Source organism: Lysobacter capsici (assembly GCF_014779555.2).
Lineage (GTDB): Bacteria > Pseudomonadota > Gammaproteobacteria > Xanthomonadales > Xanthomonadaceae > Lysobacter > Lysobacter capsici.
The window spans coordinates 2,832,206-2,852,882 of the sequence record NZ_CP094357.1; the positions used below are offsets into that span (position 1 = coordinate 2,832,206).

14 protein-coding genes are annotated in these 20,677 nt (G+C 66.0%); 5 read left to right on the forward strand and 9 right to left on the reverse strand.

Annotated features, from left to right (window positions below):
- Positions 1–71: 71 nt before the first annotated feature.
- The 7 genes from IEQ11_RS11920 to cyoA form a co-directional block, all read right to left on the reverse strand.
- Entirely contained in the window at positions 72–659 is a 588-nt protein-coding gene (locus IEQ11_RS11920) for a response regulator transcription factor (protein WP_082124310.1), read from the reverse strand.
- Entirely contained in the window at positions 652–1,944 is a 1,293-nt protein-coding gene (locus tag IEQ11_RS11925; RefSeq protein WP_232526313.1) for an ATP-binding protein, read from the reverse strand. Before IEQ11_RS11925 ends, IEQ11_RS11920 begins: the two co-directional genes overlap by 8 nt.
- A gap of 154 nt (positions 1,945–2,098) precedes the next feature.
- Positions 2,099–2,863 carry an SURF1 family protein gene (locus IEQ11_RS11930; RefSeq protein ID WP_191822541.1) on the reverse strand — a complete coding sequence of 255 codons (765 nt, stop codon included), beginning with the start codon at positions 2,861–2,863 and terminating at the stop codon, positions 2,099–2,101.
- Between the two features lie 251 nt (positions 2,864–3,114).
- Entirely contained in the window at positions 3,115–3,528 is a 414-nt protein-coding gene (cyoD, locus tag IEQ11_RS11935) for a cytochrome o ubiquinol oxidase subunit IV (protein WP_191822540.1), read from the reverse strand.
- Positions 3,525–4,160, reverse strand: coding sequence for a cytochrome o ubiquinol oxidase subunit III (cyoC, locus tag IEQ11_RS11940; protein WP_036107338.1), 636 nt, complete (start codon positions 4,158–4,160; stop codon positions 3,525–3,527). The genes cyoD and cyoC overlap by 4 nt, the downstream gene beginning before the upstream one ends.
- Positions 4,153–6,159, reverse strand: coding sequence for a cytochrome o ubiquinol oxidase subunit I (gene cyoB, locus IEQ11_RS11945; RefSeq protein ID WP_096418349.1), 2,007 nt, complete (start codon positions 6,157–6,159; stop codon positions 4,153–4,155). The genes cyoC and cyoB overlap by 8 nt, the downstream gene beginning before the upstream one ends.
- A 100-nt stretch (positions 6,160–6,259) precedes the next feature.
- Positions 6,260–7,270 carry a ubiquinol oxidase subunit II gene (gene cyoA / locus IEQ11_RS11950; protein WP_247024813.1) on the reverse strand — a complete coding sequence of 337 codons (1,011 nt, stop codon included), beginning with the start codon at positions 7,268–7,270 and terminating at the stop codon, positions 6,260–6,262.
- Positions 7,271–7,982: 712 nt separating this feature from the next.
- Between cyoA and IEQ11_RS11955 the strand changes: the two genes are divergently transcribed.
- A complete protein-coding gene (locus tag IEQ11_RS11955) occupies positions 7,983–9,308 on the forward strand; it encodes an MFS transporter (protein ID WP_191820556.1) in 1,326 nt (441 codons plus the stop codon).
- 427 nt (positions 9,309–9,735) lie between these two features.
- On the opposite strand, the gene IEQ11_RS11960 is transcribed toward IEQ11_RS11955, so the two are convergent.
- Positions 9,736–9,954: an MbtH family protein gene (locus IEQ11_RS11960; RefSeq protein ID WP_096414496.1), complete on the reverse strand. Its 219-nt coding sequence runs from the start codon at positions 9,952–9,954 to the stop codon at positions 9,736–9,738.
- Positions 9,955–10,033: 79 nt separating this feature from the next.
- On the reverse strand, positions 10,034–11,296 hold the full coding sequence (locus IEQ11_RS11965; RefSeq protein WP_191820557.1) for a pyridoxal phosphate-dependent decarboxylase family protein: 1,263 nt from the start codon (positions 11,294–11,296) through the stop codon (positions 10,034–10,036).
- Between the two features lie 1,008 nt (positions 11,297–12,304).
- Between IEQ11_RS11965 and IEQ11_RS11970 the strand changes: the two genes are divergently transcribed.
- From IEQ11_RS11970 to IEQ11_RS11985, 4 genes are all read left to right on the forward strand, one after another.
- The gene (locus IEQ11_RS11970; protein ID WP_191820721.1) at positions 12,305–12,880 is read left to right on the forward strand and encodes a hypothetical protein; all 576 of its coding nucleotides are present in this window, start codon (positions 12,305–12,307) and stop codon (positions 12,878–12,880) included.
- A gap of 292 nt (positions 12,881–13,172) precedes the next feature.
- A complete protein-coding gene (locus tag IEQ11_RS11975; protein ID WP_247024815.1) occupies positions 13,173–14,351 on the forward strand; it encodes an efflux RND transporter periplasmic adaptor subunit in 1,179 nt (392 codons plus the stop codon).
- Entirely contained in the window at positions 14,348–17,470 is a 3,123-nt protein-coding gene (locus tag IEQ11_RS11980) for an efflux RND transporter permease subunit (RefSeq protein ID WP_191820559.1), read from the forward strand. The genes IEQ11_RS11975 and IEQ11_RS11980 overlap by 4 nt, the downstream gene beginning before the upstream one ends.
- Positions 17,467–20,673: an efflux RND transporter permease subunit gene (locus IEQ11_RS11985; RefSeq protein WP_191820560.1), complete on the forward strand. Its 3,207-nt coding sequence runs from the start codon at positions 17,467–17,469 to the stop codon at positions 20,671–20,673. The genes IEQ11_RS11980 and IEQ11_RS11985 overlap by 4 nt, the downstream gene beginning before the upstream one ends.
- Positions 20,674–20,677: the final 4 nt, after the last annotated feature.

The window sequence follows — 20,677 nt, forward strand, 5'->3', positions numbered from 1 at the left end:
GAAAGAAGCCTCGCCGCGGCCAGGCGCGGTGCGATCCCGACCGATGAGTGCGCAGCGAATCCGTCGCGCGCCTACTTGACCCGATGCTTGCCGAGCTTGCGCGCCAGGGTGCGCCGATGCATGCCGAGCCGGCGCGCGGTCTCGGAGATGTTGAAGTCGGTCGCGGCCAGCATCTCGTGGATGCGTTCCCATTCCAGGGTCTTGATCGAGGTCTGGCGCTCGGTCAGTTCGACCGTGGCGTCGCCGGCGGCGCGGCCGAACGCGGCTTCGATGTCGTCGGTGTTGGACGGCTTGGCCAGGTAGTGGCAAGCGCCGAGCTTGATCGCTTCGACCGCGGTGGCGATGCTGGCGTAACCGGTCAGCACCACGATCAGCATGTCCGGGTCGTGCTCGTGCAGCGCCTGCACGCAGGCCAGGCCGGAATCGCCGCCGGCCAGTTTCAGGTCGACCACCGCATAGCCGGGGCTGTGGGTTTCCAGCAATTTTTCCACGTCGGCCAGATGGCTCGCGTTGTGCACGATGTAGCCGCGGCGCTCGAACGAACGGGTCAGGGTGCGCGCGAACGCGGCATCGTCCTCGACGATCAGCAGGCGGCGCGCGTCGTCGCCGTCGAGCGCATCGTCGTCGAGGGGGACTTCGGTGTCGTCGTGCTCACTCATGCTCGGCCTCGCTCACGCTCAACGACGACAACGGCAGGCTCATGGTCACTACCGCGCCGCTGGGTTCGCGATTGCGCGCGGCGATGCTGCCGCCGAGCTGGCGGACCACGTTGAGCGACAGGAACAGGCCCAGGCCGCCGCCGGGGCGTCCCTTGCTGGATTGGTACGGTTTGCCGAAGTGCGACAGCATCGCCGGGGCGAAACCCGGGCCGGCGTCGCTGACCCGCAGCACCAGCTTGTCCTCGTCGCGCCAGGCTTCCAGCCCGACCCAGCCGGGCGAGGCTTCCAGCGCGTTGTCGAGCACGTTGCAGATCATCTGCTTGAGGCCGGAGTCGGAAATGATGACCGCATCCTCGCCGAAGCTGTTCTCGTAGTCGAATCCGCGCACCGGACGGGTGCTGCGCCATTCGCCGACCAAGTCGTCCAGAAATGCCGCCACGGTGGTCTCCTCGGGCGCCTCGCCGCGGGTTTCGCCGGCCGACAGCAGGATGCCGGTGACGATGCTCTTGCAGCGGTGCAGCTGGGTCTGCATTTCGTCGAGTTCCTGCAGCAGCTCGGGCTGCTGGGTGAACGGCGGCATGTGGCGCCAGTCGCCGAGGATCACCGACAAGGTCGCCAGCGGCGTGCCGAGTTCATGCGCGGCGCCCGACGCCAGCAGGCCCATGCGCACGATGTGTTCTTCCTCGGCGGCGCGCTGGCGCAGGTCGGCCAGGCGCGCGTCGCGCGCGCGCAGGATCCGGCCGATGCGGGTGATGAACACCACCAGCAAGGTCGCGTTGAGCACGAAGCACAACAGCATGCCCTGCACATAGGGATCGGCGAGGCCGCGGGTCGGGTCGGCCGGGATCACCACCGGGCCGGCGAACGTGGTCAGGGCGATGAAGCAGGCGCTGGTCACGAACACCACCGCCCAGCTTGCCCACGAGCGCAGCAGCACCGCCGCCAGCACCACCTGCAGCAGGTACAGGAACACGAACGGATTGGCCGCGCCGCCGCTGAGGTACAACTGCGCGGTTAGGGTCAGCACATCGACCAGCAGGGCGAGGAACAGCGCGCCGTTGGTGACTTCCTCGCGATGCCGCCAGCGCAGCATGCTGACCAGGTTGAACGCGGCCAGGCAGGCCAGCACGATCGCCATCGGCATCAGCGGCAGGCGGATGCCGAAACCGAAATGCACGAACACGATGGTCGCGACCTGGCCGATCACCGCGATCCAGCGCAGCTGGATCAACTGGTGCATGTTCTTGACCCCGGTGCCGTCCTGCGAGGCGGTCAGCGGGGCCATGCCAGGAGCGGGGCCGGTGATGGGGCTGTCCTGCATGGTGTGTGGGCCGGTAGCGGAAGCGGGGTGGCGCGGGGCGAGGTAATTCGGAGCGCTGCGGGCGACGACGATAACGGCGATCGGATCGATTGGTTACGGCATCGGTTCCAGTTCGACTCTAGGCGCCGTGGCTGCGTCGCCGGCGGCGCTCTTCCAGGTACACGCGCCAGGCGGCGAACACGACCATCAGCGCCAGCGCGAACCAGGTCAATGCGTAGGACAGGTGGCTGTTGGGAAACTTTATCACCGTCAGCCCGCCGACCGGCCAAGTCGGCTCGACCTTGGGATCGCTCGGCAGCGGCGCGGCGCGATCGGCGTCGATGAAGTAGGGCGCGACCTGTTTGAGGCCGAGCCTGGCCGCGATCGCCTGCACGTCGCGCGAGTACCAGCGGTTCTGCGCCGGCGCGTTCTTGCGCAGGAAACCGCCGCCGGGCTCGCTCAGGCGCAGCAGGCCGGTGACGTGGGTGTCGCTGGGCGCTGCGTCGGCTTCGGCGGCCTTGCGCTTGTTCGGCACGAAGCCGCGGTTGATCAGGACGATGTCGCCGCCGGTGGTCTGGAACGGCTGCAGCAGCCAGAAACCCGGGCCGAGTTCGGCGACCGCCTGCACGCGCGTGGCCGCGACCGGCAGGTACTGGCCTTCGAGCTGGACATGCTTGTACTCGTCGCGATCGGCGCTGACGGTGGGCCAGTCGGCCGGGCCGGGCGCGGCGCCGGGCGGGGCGTGTACGCGCGCGTCGACGCGCTGGATCAGGTCGAGTTTCCAGGCGCGGCGCTGGATTTGCCACACGCCCAGTGCGATCAGGCCCGCGAAGGCGGCGAGGAACAGCAACGACACGGCCGCCAGGGCGAAGCGGCTGCGCGGGCGCTTGGTGGTCGCGGTCATGCTCGGGACCTCTTCATGAATCGCCGGTGGGGCGTTCGGTGCTGCTCGACTTCAGAGTGGGGCCGATTTACTCGTCATCGCGTGAAGGCAGGTGCGCGGACTTCGCAGTCATGCCGCTTTTGCCCGTCATTCCCGCGAACGCGGGAATCCAGTGACTTTGACGGCACTCGCACGAAAGTCGCTGGATTCCCGCCTTCGCGGGAATGACGAGCAAAATTTCGAATCCCGAATCCCGAATCCCGAATCCCGAATCAGGGCATGTTCCGCATATCGTGCGGCATCGGCATCATGTTGGTGTTGAGGTGATGCATGACCCACAGCGAGCCGGCCAGCATGATCACCACCAGCACCAGGGTGAAGATCAGCGCGAGCATGTTCCAACCGCCCTCCGACTTCGTGTTCATGTGCAGGAAGTAGACCATGTGCACGACGATCTGCACGACCGCGAAGGCCAGGACCACGAACGCGGTCATGCCCGAGCTCGGCAGCACCTTGGCCATCACCAGCCAGAACGGGATCGCGGTGAGGATCAGCGACAGCACGAAACCGATCGCATAACCGCCGATGGTGCCGTGGTAATCGTCGCCGTCGTCGTGCGCGCTGTCGTGGCCGTGCGCGTGGGCATGATCGTTGTCGTGGTGTTGCGGGGCGACCGGATGGCTCACGGCAGCACTCCCATCAGGTAAACGAAGGTGAAGACGCCGATCCACACGACGTCGAGGAAATGCCAGAACATCGACAGGCACATCAGGCGGCGGCGGTTTTCCACGGTCAGACCGTGTTTGCCGAGCTGCGCCATCAAGGTGACCAGCCAGACGATGCCGAAGGTCACGTGCAGGCCGTGGGTGCCGACCAGGGCGAAGAACGAGGACAGGAACGCGCTGCGCTGCGGGCCGGCGCCTTCATGGATCAGATGCGCGAACTCGTACAGTTCCAGGCCGATGAAGGCCAGGCCGAACACGCCGGTGATCGCCAGCCAGCCCTGTACCGCGGCGAGTTTGCGCCGCTTCATCGAGATCATCGCGAAGCCGTAGGTGATCGACGACAGCAGCAGCATCGAGGTGTTGATCGCGACCAGTTGCAGATCGAACAGATCCGCGCCCGACGGGCCGGCCGCGTAGCTGCGGCCGAGCACGCCGTAGACCGCGAACAGGCAGGCGAACACCAGGCAGTCGCTCATCAGGTACAGCCAGAACCCGAGCAGGGTGCCGTTTTGCGGATGATGCTTGCCCTGGGCGTCGAAGAAGACCGGACGTCCGTCGGCGGTGTGGGTGGCGATGGCGTGTGCGTCAGACATGGGCGGCGGCCAGTTGCTGCGTGTACTTGTCCTCGGTGGCCGTCACTTCGGCCGCCGGGATGTGGTAGTCGCGCTTGTAGTTGAAGGTGTGCACGATCGCGGCGATCAGCATCGCGGCGAAGGCCACGCCGGCGAACAGCCACATCTGCCAGATCAGGCCGAACGCGCAGATCGTGCTGAGCACGGCGATGACCAGGCCGGCGGCGGTGTTCTTGGGCATGTGCACGTCGAGGAAGCCCGACCGCGGACGCTGATAGCCGCGCTGCTTCATGTCGTGCCAGGCGTCGTTGTCGTGCACCACCGGGGTGAAGGCGAAGTTGTAGTCCGGCGGCGGCGAGGAGGTCGACCATTCCAGCGTGCGGCCCTGCCACGGATCGCCGGTTTCGTCGCGCAGTTCGTGGCGGCGGCGGATGCTGACAACGAACTGGATCAGCATGCTGGCGATGCCCAGCGCGATCAGCACCGCGCCGAACGCGGCGATGATGAACCAGATCTGCAGGGACGGGTCTTCGAAGTGATTGACGCGGCGGGTCACGCCCATCAGGCCCAGCACGTACAGCGGCATGAAGGCGAAGAAGAAGCCAGTGATCCAGAACCAGAACGAGCATTTGCCCCAGAACGCATCGAGCTTGAAGCCGAATGCCTTGGGCCACCAGAAGTTGATGCCGGCGAACAGGCCGAACAGCACGCCGCCGATGATCACGTTATGGAAGTGGGCGATCAGGAACAGGCTGTTGTGCAGGACGAAGTCGGCCGGCGGCACCGCCAGCAGCACGCCGGTCATGCCGCCGATGGTGAAGGTGACCATGAAGCCGATCGTCCACAGCATCGGCACTTCGAAGCGGATGCGGCCGCGGTACATGGTGAACAGCCAGTTGAAGATCTTCGCCCCCGTGGGGATCGAGATGATCATCGTGGTGATGCCGAAGAACGAGTTGACGCTGGCGCCCGAGCCCATGGTGAAGAAGTGGTGCAGCCACACCAGGTACGACAGGATCGTGATCACCACGGTCGCGTAGACCATCGAGGCGTAGCCGAACAGGCGCTTGCCGCTGAAGGTCGAGACGATCTCGGAGAAGATGCCGAAGCACGGCAGGATCAGGATGTAGACCTCCGGGTGGCCCCAGATCCAGATCAGGTTCACGTACATCATCGGGTTGCCGCCGAGATCGTTCGTGAAGAAGTTGGTGCCGGCGTAGCGGTCCAGCGACAACAGCAGCAGCACCGCGGTCAGCACCGGGAACGCGGCGACGATCAGCACGTTGGTGCACAGCGAGGTCCAGGTGAACACCGGCATGCGCATCATGGTCATGCCGGGCGCGCGCATCTTGACGATGGTCGCGATCAGGTTGATGCCCGATAGCAAGGTGCCCACGCCGGCTATCTGCAGCGCCCATATGTAGTAGTCGACCCCGACCCCGGGACTGTAGGCGATGCCCGACAGCGGCGGATACGCCAGCCAGCCGGTCTTGGCGAACTCGCCGACGAACAGCGACAGCATCACCAGCCCGGCGCCGCAGGCGGTCATCCAGAAGCTGAAGTTGTTGAGGAAGGGGAAGGCGACGTCGCGCGCACCGATCTGCAGCGGCACCAGGTAGTTCATGAAGCCGGTGACCAGCGGCATGGCCACGAAAAAGATCATGATCACGCCGTGCGCGGTGAAGATCTGATCGTAGTGTTCCGGCGGCAGATAGCCGGCGTTATCGCCGAAGGCCATCGCCTGCTGCAGGCGCATCATCAGCGCGTCGGCGAAGCCGCGCAGCAGCATCACCAAGCCCAGCACCATGTACATGATGCCGATCTTCTTGTGATCGATGCTGGTGAACCATTCCTTCCACAGATACCCCCACAGCTTGTAGCGGGTGATCAGCGCGAGCACGGCCAGGCCGCCGAGCACGACCATGGCGAAGGTGGCGATCAGGATCGGCTCGTGCAGCGGGATCGCGTCCCAGCTGAGCCGGCCGAAGATCGACTGGGTGAGGTTGGATTGGTCAGACATCTTCAACTCCGGAAGTCCGCTCGCGGACTCGGCGCGCGGTCTGCGCGCCTTGCTTGAATTCGATTCGTTGCGATCAATTCGGCTATGCGATGCGCCGCGATCACGGCGCCAGCGAGGCGACGCCCCAGTTCGGCGTCGCGGTCGGTTCGGTCACGCACATCGCCGAGGTCACCACCGGGCCGCCGCGCAGGTCGCCCTTGCGTCGCGGCGCCAGCGCGTTGGTGTTCAGGCCCAGGCCGCCGCTGGCGTCGATCATCATCATCTCGTCCATGCACATCTTCGATGAGTCGACGCAGCGGTTGAGGATCGCCTTGTACAGGCCCGGCGCGACCGCGCCGTAGCGGCGCACCGATTCCTTTTCGCTGGGCATCTCGAGCTTGAGATAATCGGCGCGCTGCAGGGTGTTGCCGCTGGCGCGGTTCTGCGCGACCCACTGGTCGAAGCCGGCCTGATCCATGCCGTGGAAGCGGAAACGCATGCCGGAGAAACCGGCGCCGCTGTAGTTCGCCGAGAAGCCTTCGTAGTTGCCCGGCGCATTCATCACCGCGTGCAACTGGGTTTCCATGCCCGGCATGGCGTAGATCTGGCCGGCCAGGGCGGGGATGTAGAACGAGTTCATCACGGTCGAGGCGGTGATCTTGAAGTGGATCGGCCGATCGACCGGCGCGGCCAGTTCGTTGACCGTGGCGATGTTCTGTTCCGGGTACAGGAACAGCCACTTCCAATCCAGCGCGACCACTTCGACCACCAGCGGCTTGACGTCGGCCGGAACCGGGCGGCCGGCGGCGACGCGGTGCAGCGGGCGATAGGGATCGAGGGTGTGGGTGCTGACCCAGGTGATCGCGCCGAGCACGATGATGATCAGCAGCGGCGCGGCCCAGATCAGCAGCTCGAGCTGGGTCGAATGGTCCCAGTCGGGCTTGTAGGTCGCGCTCTTGTTGGATGCGCGATAGCGCCAGGCGAAGAACAGCGTCAGCCCGATCACCGGCACGATGATCAGCAGCATCAGCACGGTCGACACCACGATGAGGTCGCCTTGCTGGGCCGCCACGTCGCCGGGCGGATTCAGCACGAGGGTGTTGCAGCCGGCCAGCAGCGTCAGGGCGGCCACGGCGAGCAGCGGACGCAACGTCCTGCTTAGCAACGTCCTGAATGTTCCGTCGGCGGGCGTGCGGCTTGAGCGCAGGCCGCGCGAGGGCGCGCCGTCACCGAGCGCGCCGGCAGCGGGCGGGCGGCGTGAAAGCAGGCGGCTTAACAGAGATTTGACCATGGTCATCGGGCAGCGCATCGCACGAGCGAAGCCGCGGCGGGGCGGCGATGGGCGCACTGTAGAGCCGCGAGACTGTGACGACGATTGGACGTTTTGTCCTATGGCAGCGCCGGGCGGGTGGTGGGAAGCTAGCGGCGTTCCCGGGAATGGGTGTGATGGTGTCGGGTGATGTGGAGGTCGGGTGATGATTGGCCCGACGCCGCGCTGCCATCCAGAACGTCATTCCCGCGAACGCGGGAATCCAGTGACTTCAGGCGTTCTCGCACGAAAGGCCCTGGATGTTCGGCTCCGCCGAAGTAAAGCGGAGCCCGCTTTCGCGGGAATGACGTTGGGTAAAGATTGCTAGGTCTGACAATTGCGTTGCCTCGGGTTATTTACGCGTTTTGCAGACATGGCGCGCTACGCTCTTCCCGATTCCCGATTCCCGATTCCCGATTCCCGATTCCCGATTCCCGATTCCCGATTCCCGATTCTCGCCATAACTGAACGTATCCGCCTGCATCGGCAAATCGATCAGGCCCGATCGCTCCACGCACCACAAGCCGACTCGACGATGCATACGCCAAATCTCGCAAACCCGGATTCCTCCCAGACCGTGTCGGTCCACGACACCGGTTCGCATGCCGAAGTGGCGCCGGGCGACATCGCGGTCGGCGTGGTGATCGGCCGCGCCTCGGAGTACTTCGACTTCTTCGTCTACGGCATCGCCTCGGTGCTGGTGTTCCCGTCGCTCTTTTTCCCGTTCCTGGGCAAGCTCGAAGGCACGCTGTGGTCGTTCGCGATCTTCTCGCTGGCGTTCATCGCGCGGCCGATCGGCACGGTCACGTTCATGTGGATCCAGCGCCGGTGGGACCGCAGCACCAAGCTCACCATCGCCTTGTTCCTGCTCGGCACTTGCACCGCGGGCATCGCGTTCCTGCCGAGTTTCGGTACGGCCGGTTCGTTGTCGATCGTGCTGCTGTCCTTGTTCCGGATCGGCCAGGGCATCGCACTCGGCGGATCGTGGGACGGCCTGCCGTCGTTGCTCGCGCTCAATGCGCCGAAGGAACGCCGCGGCTGGTACGCGATGCTCGGTCAGCTCGGTGCGCCGGTCGGCTTCATCATCGCCGCCGCGCTGTTCGCCTATCTCAACACCAGCCTGCCGCGCGCCGACTTCCTCGACTGGGGCTGGCGTTATCCGTTCTTCGCCGCGTTCGCGATCAACGTGGTCGCGCTGTTCGCGCGTCTGCGTCTGGTCGTCACCCACGAATACGCCCGCGAACTGGGCGAGCACGAACTCGAGCCCACGCCGGTGCTGGAACTGTTCCAGGCCAAGGGCCGGCATGTGGTGATCGGCGCGTTCGCCGCGCTGGCGAGCTATGCGCTGTTCCACATCGTGACGATTTTCCCGCTGTCGTGGATCCTGCTGTACTCGGACCAGTCGGTGAGCCAGTTCCTGGTGGTGCAGATCGTCGGCGCCTGTCTGGCCGCGGGCGCGGTGGTGGCGTCGGGCTTGATCGCCGACCGCTTCGGCCGTCCGCGCACCTTGGCCGCATTGGCCGCGGCGATCGCGATGTTCAGCGGTTTCGCGCCGACTCTGCTGGGCTCGGGCGAACTGGGCCAGGACGTGTTCATCCTGATCGGCTTCGTGCTGCTGGGCCTGTCCTACGGCCAGGCCGCCGGTTCGGTGACCGCGAACTTCGGTTCGAAGTATCGCTACACCGGCGCGGCGTTGACCTCGGACCTGGCCTGGTTGATCGGCGCGGCGTTCGCACCGCTGGTGGCGCTGGGGTTGTGCGCGCACTTCGGGCTGGGGTTTGTCGGCGTGTATCTGTTGTCGGGCGCGGTTTGCACGATGGCGGCGCTGGGGGTCAACCGGGCTTTGAATATTCGTAGTTGATGGGGCGTGGGTGAGGGCTTGTCCCTACCGTCATCTTTGACAGGCCTCATCGATTTCGTCCTTGGACGTCATTGCATCTCCTAAGACGCCAGCGTTGGTGCCAGATCGCTTCGTGAATTGACATCGTCATTCCCGCGTTCGCGGGAATGACGAGTAGGTAGGAGCGCTGATAGCGGGTTACCGTCTGACTTGATATTGCTGAACTTCCCAAGCCGTCATCCCCGCGAAGGCGGGGATCCAGGGGCTTCACCGCGACATGACTCTGAAGTCTCTGGATCCCCGCCTTCGCGGGGATGACGAGCCAGAGCGGTCGCGAAGAAGTGGGGTTCGCGGTGGTGAGAGTCACGAGCCAGGGCGACGCAACGTACGATTCTCTTGCCGTCTCGCCAGCTACCTGCGCGGCTGATTACTCAGCCACGCCGCGACTTCAACCTCCATGCTGCTCCATCGCCTTGATCAGACTCAAAGGACGCATATCCGTCCAATTCTTCTCGACGTAGTCCAGGCACGTCTGGCGCTCGGCCGGGCCGTGGACGCTGCGCCAGCCGGCCGGGATTTCGGCGAATTCGGGCCATAGCGAATGCTGGTTCTCGTCGTTGACCAGAACCAGGAAGGTGCCGTTGGGGTCTTCGAAGGGATTGCTCATGTGCGGCTCCTGCGGGTATCGAAAGAAGAGGGGGATCGCATACCGGATCGAGGACGCATGATCCGGCATGGTCGGCGTCTCAGTACGCGACCACCGTCCGCGATTGCGAACGCAGCGCGCCGCGTTCGCGTTGGTGGACGGCGCGCTCCAGGTCGCTGAGGTAAGCGTCCATGCTCTGGTCGTGGCCCGGAGTCAGGGTCAGGTGCAAGGCGGCCGGATTGGACAGGCGGCTGACGGGCCAGCCGCGCGCCTGCATCGCGTCGCCGATCAGGTGGATGTCGTATTCGTCGGAGCCGAACGCGATCACGCTCAGATGCGGCGCGCCGAGCAGGTGCAATCCGGGAATGCGCTCGATACCTTCGATGTAGCGGTCGCGGATGTGCATCACCCGCTGGGCCAGGGCGCGATAGCCCGATTCGCCCAGGTAATGCAGCACCGCCCAGGCCGCGGCGACCGCGCCGCCCGGACGCGTGCCGCTCAGGGTGTCAGTGCGGTAGACACCCTTGGGCCAGTCGAAGTATTCAAAGTGCTGGTACTCCTGATCCTCGGCGTCGGCATACAACAGCACCGACGCGCCCTTGGCGGCGTAACCGAACTTGTGCAGGTCGGCCGACAGCGAACGCACGCCGGGAATGCTCAGGTCGAAACGCGGCAGTCCGGGCAGGAAGCACGCCACGTGCGGGGCGAGGAAGCCGCCGACGCAGGCGTCCACGTGCAGCCACACCTCGTATTCGCGCGCGAGTCGGGCGATGTCCTCGACCGGGTCGATGGCGCCGAACGGCAGCGACGGAGCCGAGGCGACGATCATCATGGTTTCCGAGGAAATGCACTGCGCCAGCACGTCGACGCTGGCGCGGTAGTCGCCGCCGATCGACACCCGCACCACGTCCACGCCCATCAGATCGGCGGCCTTGTCGTAGGCCGGATGCGCGCTGGACGGCATCAGCAGATGCGGGCGACGCACGCCGGGATGGCGCGCGCGGAACGCGCGATGCGCGCTGCGTACCGCGAGCACGATGCTTTCGCTGCCGCCGCTGGTCATGGTGCCGACCGCGTCGTCGCCGCCGCCGAGCAGCGACAGCGAAATGGCGACGATGTCGTCCTGCATCCGGCGCAGGCTGGGAAACGCCGCCGGCGCCAGCGCATCCTCACAGATGAACATGGCGTAGGCGCGGCGGGCGACGTCGAGCACGTCCTCGCCGGCGTAGTACACGTTCAAGGGCGGGCCGTAGCGCCAGTCGGGGTCGTCGCCGCGCATGTCCGACATGGCGACCTGCAGTTCGTTCCAGGGCTGGCCCCGGGCGGGCAGGGTCTTGCGACCGTGAAAATTGAGCTCAGTCATGTGCGCTGTCTCGGTTCGGGTCGAATACGGGGAGTGCAAGCGCAGCAACAGGCGTCAGGAGCGCGATCGGCGCGCGGCATGGTCCGGCTTATCGGCGCCGCGGGCGCGATATCGCTTCGCGCCATGCCAAGCCGAATCGTCGCGACGCCGTCGTTCGTCTCGCGATCGCAGGCGGTGCTCGCGCATGCTCCGGCGATCGCGGCGATAAGCGTGGATGCATGAAGCGTTCGCCCGCGACGATGCGAACACGCCCGTGGCGTGCGCAAGCGCAAACCATCCGTTGGCCGGTTGGATCCATGGCGTCGGGCGAAGCTTGGGATCTAGATGCGGATCCGCTCAGCGCCGCGCGATCGCCCGAGGGTCATCCTGGACAGCGTTCCGGCGCGGTGCGGATACCGTTTGCGTCGATGCGTGCCGGCGACCGCGCGCCGGACGGCGCGAACGAAAAGTCGGGCGGAGTCTGGCCAGGTGGAACCGGACGTAAGCGGGATCCCACGCGTCGTAGGTTGGAATTCTTCAATCGACTTGCTCCGTGTCACGAGAAGGGTGGTCGCGCACTGGATTCGGACGGTGCGGACGGGTGTGGCGAAGCGGTTCGCTATTTTTTTAGTTAGTGAGCGAGCCGCTGTGGTGCGTGTTGGTGCGTTGCTGCACGTTGCCAACACAGTGTTACGTCCTGTTGTCAGGTCGGTCAACGATTCGGGTCGTTTGTTGCTCGAAGTAGCGATGCGTATCGCATTGGCCGATGTGCTAGATCACAGAATCGACCTTGTGATCGCGGCGTGAATCGGGTCGTCGGTGTTGGCGCAATGTCCCTTGTTTTAAGGGAAATTCGCGATGTGTGATCGCAAGTGTGAAACGTGCTTGCCGTTTCCGAAAATGCGTGCAAACCGACGCTTGCATTTTCATCCGCGGACCGCTTCGACGTTACGGATGCGATGGCCACGGGTGCCGAGATGAAAATGTCCCCGGTCTCGTTTGCGTACCGCGACGCCGGCCGTGGCGTGAATGCTCGCGATCGGCCTGTTTCATCATGTACATTCGGTGGCGCATGGCGATATCCATGCGATGCGGCGGGCAGGCGTGGGCAAGCCATCGGCGGTTGCGCCTCGGCGCGGGGTTTTTGGCGGTCGAGGCATGGCTTGCGTATGCTCGGCGTTCCCCGGGCGACTCGCGCGACCGCGCCGCACCATGACTGTGTTGTTGATCGTGTTGACAGTGTTGATCGTCGTCGTGCCGCTGATCGCGGTTCCGGTCGGCGCGTTCGCGATCATGAAGCTGCAAAGGCAGGTCATCGACAAGGTCACCAATGTTGCGCTCGAGCAACGTCTGCAACGCGAGGGCGTGGCGACGACCGCGCAGGTGCTCGACGCGGCCGATACCGGCGGACGCGTCGATGCCATTTATCTGTTGGTGCGGCTGCGGTTGCAGGTCGCCGCCGCCGACGGCGTGGAAGGGTTCGTGACCGAGATCGTGGCGGCCTTGAGTCCGGTCCGGGTGGCGCAGATCGTGCCCGGCGCGACGGTGAAGGTGCGGGTCGACCCGCTCAGTCGCGAGGTCGTGCTGGATCAGCCGCGGACCTGATCGCGGGCATCGCTCGCGATACGGTCGACCCATCCTCGATCATTCACGGCCGCGCTCGGCCGGAACAGGTGGCTCGCTGCCCGAGCCACCACACCACGTTCACACGGTCTTCCGAACATTGGCCGTGCATTACGGTTCTGTAATACGGACAACGCAATCGGGCTTCGCGCGTTAGCTTTATCCGAATCTCACGAATCAAGCGGATGCAGGCAGGCCTATGGGCACGACGCCGCAAGCTCATTCCCCCGATGCGCCGCCCCGGCGTGGCGGATGGCGACTGACGATCCTCGGCGTGCTGGTGCTGATCGCGCTGGTCTGGTGGCTGGTGCATGGGCGCGCGAGCGAGGAGCGCGGCAATCGGCGGCCGACCGCGACGGTCGGCATCGCCGTCGCCCGGGCCGGCTCGATCCCGATCACGCTCGAAGCGCTAGGCACGGTCACGCCGTTGGCGATGGTGACGGTGCGGCCGCAGGTCTCGGGCAACATCGTCGATATCGCGTTCAAGGAAGGCCAGACGGTGGCGAAGGGGCAGGTGCTGCTGAGCATCGACCCGCGGCCGTTCCAACTGGCCCTGCAGCAAGCGCAGGGCAGCCTGGTCCGCGATCAGGCGCAATTGCGCGTGGCGCAGTTGACCTTGCAGCGTTATCAGACGCTGCTCAAGCAGGACTCGATCGCGCGTCAGGACGTCGACACGCAGGCCGCGACCGTGAATCAGCTGACCGGCGTGGTCGCCACCGATGAGGCCGCGGTCGGCACCGCCAAGCTCAATCTCGATTACAGTCAGGTCAAGGCGCCGATCGCCGGACGCGTGGGTCTGCGCGTGGTCGATCTGGGCAATTACGTGACCTCCGGCGACGCGGCCGGGGTCGCGGTGATCGCCGCGGTCACGCCGATCGATGTCGAATTCACCGCGCCGCAGGACGATCTGCCGCGGATCCAGGCGCGGCTGGCGCGGGGCGATGCGCCGGCGGTGACGGTGCTCGACCGCACCCGCACCCAGGTGCTCGGTCAGGGCCAGTTTCTGACTTTGGACAATGTCATCGACCCGACCACCGGCACGGTCAAGGCCAAGGCGCGTTTCGGCAATGCCGACGCGCGTTTGTTTCCGAGTCAGTTCGTCAACGTGCGCGTGCTGCTGGATACCTTGAACAACGCGATCGTGGTGCCGTCGGCGGCGCTGCGCACCGGGCCGAAGGGCGACTTCGTGTATGTGGTCGGCGCCGACCGCAAGGCTTCGCTGCGCACGGTCAAGCGCGGGCCGGCCTCGGGCGATTCGGTGTCGGTCGCGCAGGGTCTGCGCGCGGGCGAGAAGGTGGTGATCTCCGGCGGCGATCAACTCACCGACGGCGCCACGGTGCGTTTGCCCGAGGATGCCGCGGCCGGCTCGGGTAAGGGCAGCGGCGCGGGCGATGCCGCATCCGCCAAGCCGCGAGGCGAACGCAGAGCCGGCGGCCGCAGCGGCGCGCAATGAATCCCTCGCGGCCCTTCATCCTGCGACCGGTCGCGACCTCGCTGCTGATGGCGGCGATCGTGCTGGCCGGTCTGGCCGGTTTCCGGCTGCTGCCGCTGTCGGCCTTGCCGGAAGTCGATTACCCGACCATCCAGGTGCAGACCCTGTACCCGGGCGCCAGCCCCGAGGTAATGGCGCACACCGTGACCGCGCCGCTGGAGCGTCAGTTCGGGCAGATGTCCGGCCTGCGGCGGATGAGTTCGACCAGCGCGGCGGGCGCGTCGGTCATCACCTTGCAGTTCGACCTGGACGAAACCCTCGACGTGGCCGAACAGGAAGTGCAGGCCGCGATCAACGCCGGCGGCAACCTGCTCCCCGCCGATCTGCCGGCGCCGCCGGTATACGCCAAGGTCAATCCGGCCGATGCGCCGGTGCTGACATTGGCGGTGACCTCCGACACGATCGCGCTGACTCAGGTGCAGGATCTGGTCAACACGCGCCTGGCGCAGAGTATTTCCCAGGTCGGCGGCGTGGGGTTGGTGTCGCTCAGCGGCGGCAACCGGCCGGCGGTGCGCATCCAGGCCGATCCGCAGTTGCTGGCGTCGTACGGGCTGGGCATCGACAGCCTGCGCACGGTGATCGCCAACGGCAACGCCAGCGGCGCCAAGGGCAGTTTCGACGGGCCGAGCCGGTCCTACACCATCGACGCCAACGACCAGCTCACCGACGCCGAGCAATACAAACAACTGATCGTCGCCTACCGCGACGGCGCGCCGATCCGTTTGCGCGATGTCGCCAACGTGATCGAAAGCGCCGAGAACGTCCGCCTGGGCGCCTGGTCCGGGCTGACTCCGGCGATCATCGTCAACGTGCAGCGCCAGCCCGGCGCGAACGTGATCGCCACCGTCGATGCGATCAAGGCGCGCCTGCCGGAGTTGCAGGCGGGCTTGCCGGCCGGGCTCAAGGTCGAGGTGCTCAGCGACCGCACCACCGGCATCCGCGCGTCGGTGCGCGATGTCGAATTCGAACTGCTGCTGGCGATCGCGCTGGTGGTGGCGGTGATCCTGGTGTTTTTGCGCAGCGTCGCGGCGACGGTGATCGCCAGTCTGGCGGTGCCGATCTCGCTGATCGGCACGTTCGGCGCGATGTATCTGCTGGGTTTCAGTCTCGACAACCTCAGCCTGATGGCGCTGACCATCGCCACCGGGTTCGTGGTCGACGATGCGATCGTCATGATCGAGAACATCTCGCGCTACATCGAGGAAGGCGAGCCGCCGTTCGAGGCCGCGCTCAAGGGCGCGCGCCAGATCGGCTTCACCATCATCTCGCTGACGGTGTCGTTGATCGCGGTGCTGATCCCGCTGTTGTTCATGGGCGACGTGGTCGGGCGTTTGTTCCGCGAATTCGCCATCACCCTTGCGATCACCATCGTGATTTCGGCGGTGGTGTCGTTGACCTTGACGCCGATGCTGGCGGCGCGCTGGCTCAAGCCCAAGGCCCATGCCGAGGCGGGCGAACCCGAACGTCCGGACCGCTTCCAGCGCCTGATCGACCGTTACGGCGTGGCCCTGGACTGGGTGCTCGACCGTCAGGGCGCGACCTTGATCGTGGCGTTGGCGACGCTGGCGCTGACCGTGCTGCTGTACATCGTGATTCCCAAGGGCCTGTTCCCAATGCAGGACACCGGCCAGTTGCAGGTCGAGGTGCGCTACAGCCACCAAGTGTCTTACGCCGGCATGGCGCGGGTGCAGCAGGACGTGGCGCGCGCGTTGCTGCGTGATCCCGATGTCGCCTCGCTGAGCGCCTACATTGGCGTGGACGGCGCCAACACCACGCTGCTGTCGGCCGGACGCATGCTGATCAATCTCAAGCAAGATCGCAGCGGCTCGCAGCAGCAGATCATGCAGCAGCTGCGCGAGCGCGCTTCGGCGGTGGCCGGGGTGACCTTGTACGTGCAGCCGGTGCAGGACTTGACCATCGACGCGGAAACCGGGCCGACCCAGAACCGCTTCTCGATCCAGGGTTCGGATCAGGCCGCGGTCGATCGCACCGCCAACGCGCTGGTCGACAAACTGCGCGGGTTGCCGCAGCTGCGCAACGTGATCACCGATGCCGGCGCGACCGGTTCGGCCGCGTACGTGTCGATCGACCGCGACAGCGCCGCGCGCCTGAACATCAGCGCGTCGACCGTCGACGAAGCGCTGTACAGCGCGTTCGGTCAGCGCATCGTTTCGACCATCTTCAACGAGACCACCCAGTACCGGGTGATCCTGGAAGCGCAGCCCGGCCTGGCCACGCAACCGGCCGACCTGGGCCGCTTGCATCTGCCGACCGCGAACGCGCCCACGCCGCTGGCGGCGATCGCGCAGATCCAGGAACGCGCCGCGCCGCTGCAGGTCAACCACGTCGCCCAGTTCCCGGCGGCGACGGTCGGCTTCGATACCGCGCCGGGCGTATCGCTGGGCACCGCGGTGGATGCGATCCGCAAGACCGCCGCCGATGCCGGCTTGCCGGCCGGGATCAGCCTGTCCTTCCTAGGCGCGGCCAACGCCTACGAAGCCTCGTTGCAGAACGAACTGTGGCTGATCCTGGCCGCGGTGATCTGCGTCTACATCGTGCTGGGCGTGTTGTACGAGAGCTATATCCATCCGTTGACGATTCTGTCGACGCTGCCGTCGGCCGGCGTGGGCGCGTTGCTTGCGCTGATGCTGACCGGATCGGATCTGGGCGTGATCGGGATCATCGGCATCATCCTGCTGATCGGCATCGTCAAGAAGAACGCGATCATGATGATCGACTTCGCCATCGACGCCGAACGCGAGCAGGGCCGCGCGCCGCGCGAGGCGATCCATCAGGCCGCGCTGCTGCGCTTCCGGCCGATCCTGATGACCACGCTGGCGGCGTTGTTCGCCGCATTGCCGCTGATGCTGGGCTGGGGCGAGGGTTCGGAACTGCGCCGTCCGCTGGGCGTGGCGATCTTCGGCGGCCTGATCCTCAGTCAGATCCTGACCTTGTTCACCACGCCGGTGGTGTATCTGGCGTTCGACCGGTTGGCGCGGCGTCGGCGCGACCGGTCTTCGCGCGCGAACGATCCGGCCGCGTCGGCTGATCCGTCCAGCTCCGCGCAATCGCCGCCATGAACCTGTCCGCGCCGTTCGTGCGCCGTCCGATCGGCACCGTGCTGCTGACCATCGGTCTGGCGTTGAGCGGTGTCGCGGCCTTCTTCAATCTGCCGGTGTCGCCGCTGCCGCAGGTCGATTTCCCGACCGTTTCGGTCAGCGCCAATCTGCCCGGCGCCAGCCCTCAGACCATGGCCTCGAACGTGGCCACGCCGCTGGAGCGCCGGCTGGGCACGATCGCCGACGTCACCGAGATGACGTCGCAAAGCTCCACCGGTCAGGCCCGGGTGACCTTGCAGTTCGATCTCGACCGCAGCATCGACGGCGCCGCGCGCGACGTGATGGCGGCGATCAACGCCGCGCGTGGCGATCTGCCGGCCACGCTCAAGAGCAATCCGGCCTATCGCAAGGTCAACCCGGCCGATGCGCCGATCATGATCGTGGCGATGACCTCCAAGAGCCGCACGCCCGGGCAGATCTACGAGGCCGCCACCAACATCGTGCAACAAACGCTGGCGCAGGTCGAAGGCGTCGGCGATGTCGAGATCGGTGGCGGTTCGCTGCCGGCGGTGCGGGTCGAGATCGTGCCGTATGCCTTGTCGCGTTACGGCATCGGCCTGGAGGACATCCGCGCGGCGATCTCCGCGGCCAACGCCAACCGGCCCAAGGGCGTGGTCGAGAACGCCGATCATGCGTTCCAGATCTACACCAACGACAGCGGCCAGAGCGCCGCGGATTTCCGCGATCTGGTGGTGGCCTGGCGCGATGCCGCGCCGGTGCGCCTGCGCGATGTGGCGCGGGTGATCGACGGCGTCGAGGACGTCCACACCCTGGGCCTGTTCAACGGCGAGTCGGCGGTGGTGGCGGTGATCAGCCGTCAGCCCGGGGCCAACATCATCCGCACGGTCGATGGCGTGCGCGCGGCGCTGCCGGTGCTGAAGAAGCAGTTGCCGGCGGATATCGAATTGTCGATCGCGTCCGATCGCACCAACACGATCCGCGCTTCGCTGGAGGAAGTCGCCGCGACCCTGGTGATCGCCTTGATCCTGGTGATCCTGGTGGTCAGCGTATTCCTGCGCAGCTGGCGCGCGACGGTGGTGCCGGCGGTCGCGGTGACCGTGTCGATCCTCGGCGCGGTCGCGGTGATGTACCTGCTGGGTTTCAGCCTCAACAACCTGAGCTTGATGGCGTTGACCATCGCCACCGGCTTCGTCGTCGACGACGCAATCGTGGTGCTGGAAAACACCAGCCGCCATCTCGAACAGGGCATGGACCGCTTCGAAGCCGCGCTGCTGGGCGCGCGCGAGGTCGGCTTCACCGTGGTCTCGATCAGTCTGTCGCTGGTCGCGGTGTTCATCCCGCTGTTGTTCATGGGCGGGATCGTCGGGCGCCTGTTCCGCGAGTTCGCGGTGACGTTGTCGGCGGCGGTGCTGATCTCGCTACTGGTGTCGCTGACCACCACGCCGATGATGTGCGCGTATCTGCTGCGCCCGCATTCGCAGGAAAAACCGCCGGGCCGGATCGGCGCGTTCTTCGACCGCCAGTTCGACCGCGCCCATCGCGCCTACGGCGCGAGCCTGCGCTGGGCGCTGGACCACGCGGCGCTGATGCTCGCCACCTTGGTGCTGGTGGTTGGCTTGAACGCGTATCTGTTCGTGGCGATCCCCAAGGGTTTTTTCCCCGAACAGGACACCGGCCAGTTGAACGGCGGCTTGCGCGCGGACCAGAGCATTTCCTTCCAGGCCATGCAGGGCAAGCTCAAGCAAATCGTCGATGTGGTGCGCAAGGACCCGGCGGTCGCGACCGTGGTCGGTTTCACCGGCGGCTCGCGCGCCGGCGGCGGCTTCATCTTCGTCACCCTCAAGCCCAAGCCCGGGCGCAAGGACAGCAGCGAGCAGGTGATCGCGCGCCTGCGCCCGCGGCTGATGCGCATCGCGGGGGCGACCTTGTTCCTCAATCCGGTCCAGGACGTACGCCTGGGCGGGCGCCAGAGCAATGCGAGCTATCAGTACACGCTCAAGGCCGACAGCAGCGATGCGCTGCGCACCTGGGCCGACAAGCTGGCCGCGGCGATGAAGCAGCAGGCCGAATTGACCGATATCGATTCCGACACCCAGGCCCACGGCGTGGAGTCGTATGTGCAGATCGATCGCGCCACCGCTTCGCGATTGGGGATCACGCCGGCCGATATCGACAACGTGCTGTACGACGCCTTCGGCCAGCGCCAGGTGTCGACCATCTACAAGAACCTCAACCAGTACCACGTGATCCAGGAAGTCGATCCGGCCTATGCGCGCGATCCGTCCGCGCTCAACGACGTGTACGTGCCGGCCAACAACGCGACACCGGCCAGCACCGGCGTGCAGGCGCAGTCCGGCCCGACCGCCTCGCCGGTGCGCAACGCCTCGCAGGGCAGCGCGCTGACCCAGAGTGCGCGGCAGATGGTGCCGTTGTCGGCGATCGCGAAATTTTCCGATGCCGCCGCGGCGACCTCGATCAACCATCAGGACGCGCAGCTGGCGACGACTATTTCGTTCAACCTCGCGCCGGGCCGTTCGCTCAGCGACGCGCAGGACGCGATCGCCCGCGCACAGGCGCAGATCGGCATGCCGGCCAATGTCCACGGCAGTTTCCAGGGCACCGCCAAGGCCTTCCAGGACACCACCAAGAGCCAGCCGATCCTGATCCTGGCGGCGATCGTGGCGATCTATATCGTGCTCGGCATCCTTTACGAAAGCATGATCCATCCGATCACCGTGCTATCGACCCTGCCGTCGGCCGGGATCGGCGCGGTGCTGGCGTTGATGCTGCTGCGCATGGAGTTCTCGGTGATCGCCTTGATCGGGCTGGTGCTGCTGATCGGCATCGTCAAGAAGAACGCGATCCTGATCATCGACTTCGCGTTGGAGAGCGAGCGGGCGCGCGGATTGTCGGCGCGCGATGCGATCTATGAGGCGTCGATGTTGCGGTTCAGGCCCATCCTGATGACCACGCTCGCCGCCGCCTTGGGCGCGCTGCCGCTTGCGATTGGCTTCGGCGAAGGCGCCGAGCTGCGTCAGCCCCTGGGCGTGGCGATCATCGGCGGCTTGATGGCCAGCCAGGTGCTGACCTTGCTGACCACGCCGGTGGTCTATTACTACCTCGACCGGTTGCGCCGGCCCGGTCGCAACGAAGCTTCGCTGTCGCGCCTGGGCGACGACGGCCTGCACGCGCAAGGCGCTTAGGAGA

Bases quoted from the DNA above. Each gene is read 5' to 3' on its own strand.
- IEQ11_RS11920 (WP_082124310.1), bottom strand. From the start codon at position 659: ATGAGTGAGCACGACGACACCGAAGTCCCCCTCGACGACGATGCGCTC.
- IEQ11_RS11925 (WP_232526313.1), bottom strand. From the start codon at position 1,944: ATGGCCCCGCTGACCGCCTCGCAGGACGGCACCGGGGTCAAGAACATG.
- IEQ11_RS11930 (WP_191822541.1), bottom strand. From the start codon at position 2,863: ATGACCGCGACCACCAAGCGCCCGCGCAGCCGCTTCGCCCTGGCGGCC.
- cyoC (WP_036107338.1), bottom strand. From the start codon at position 4,160: ATGTCTGACGCACACGCCATCGCCACCCACACCGCCGACGGACGTCCG.
- cyoB (WP_096418349.1), bottom strand. From the start codon at position 6,159: ATGTCTGACCAATCCAACCTCACCCAGTCGATCTTCGGCCGGCTCAGC.
- IEQ11_RS11955 (WP_191820556.1), top strand. From the start codon at position 7,983: ATGCATACGCCAAATCTCGCAAACCCGGATTCCTCCCAGACCGTGTCG.
- IEQ11_RS11960 (WP_096414496.1), bottom strand. From the start codon at position 9,954: ATGAGCAATCCCTTCGAAGACCCCAACGGCACCTTCCTGGTTCTGGTC.
- IEQ11_RS11965 (WP_191820557.1), bottom strand. From the start codon at position 11,296: ATGACTGAGCTCAATTTTCACGGTCGCAAGACCCTGCCCGCCCGGGGC.
- IEQ11_RS11970 (WP_191820721.1), top strand. From the start codon at position 12,305: ATGCTCGCGATCGGCCTGTTTCATCATGTACATTCGGTGGCGCATGGC.
- IEQ11_RS11980 (WP_191820559.1), top strand. From the start codon at position 14,348: ATGAATCCCTCGCGGCCCTTCATCCTGCGACCGGTCGCGACCTCGCTG.
- IEQ11_RS11985 (WP_191820560.1), top strand. From the start codon at position 17,467: ATGAACCTGTCCGCGCCGTTCGTGCGCCGTCCGATCGGCACCGTGCTG.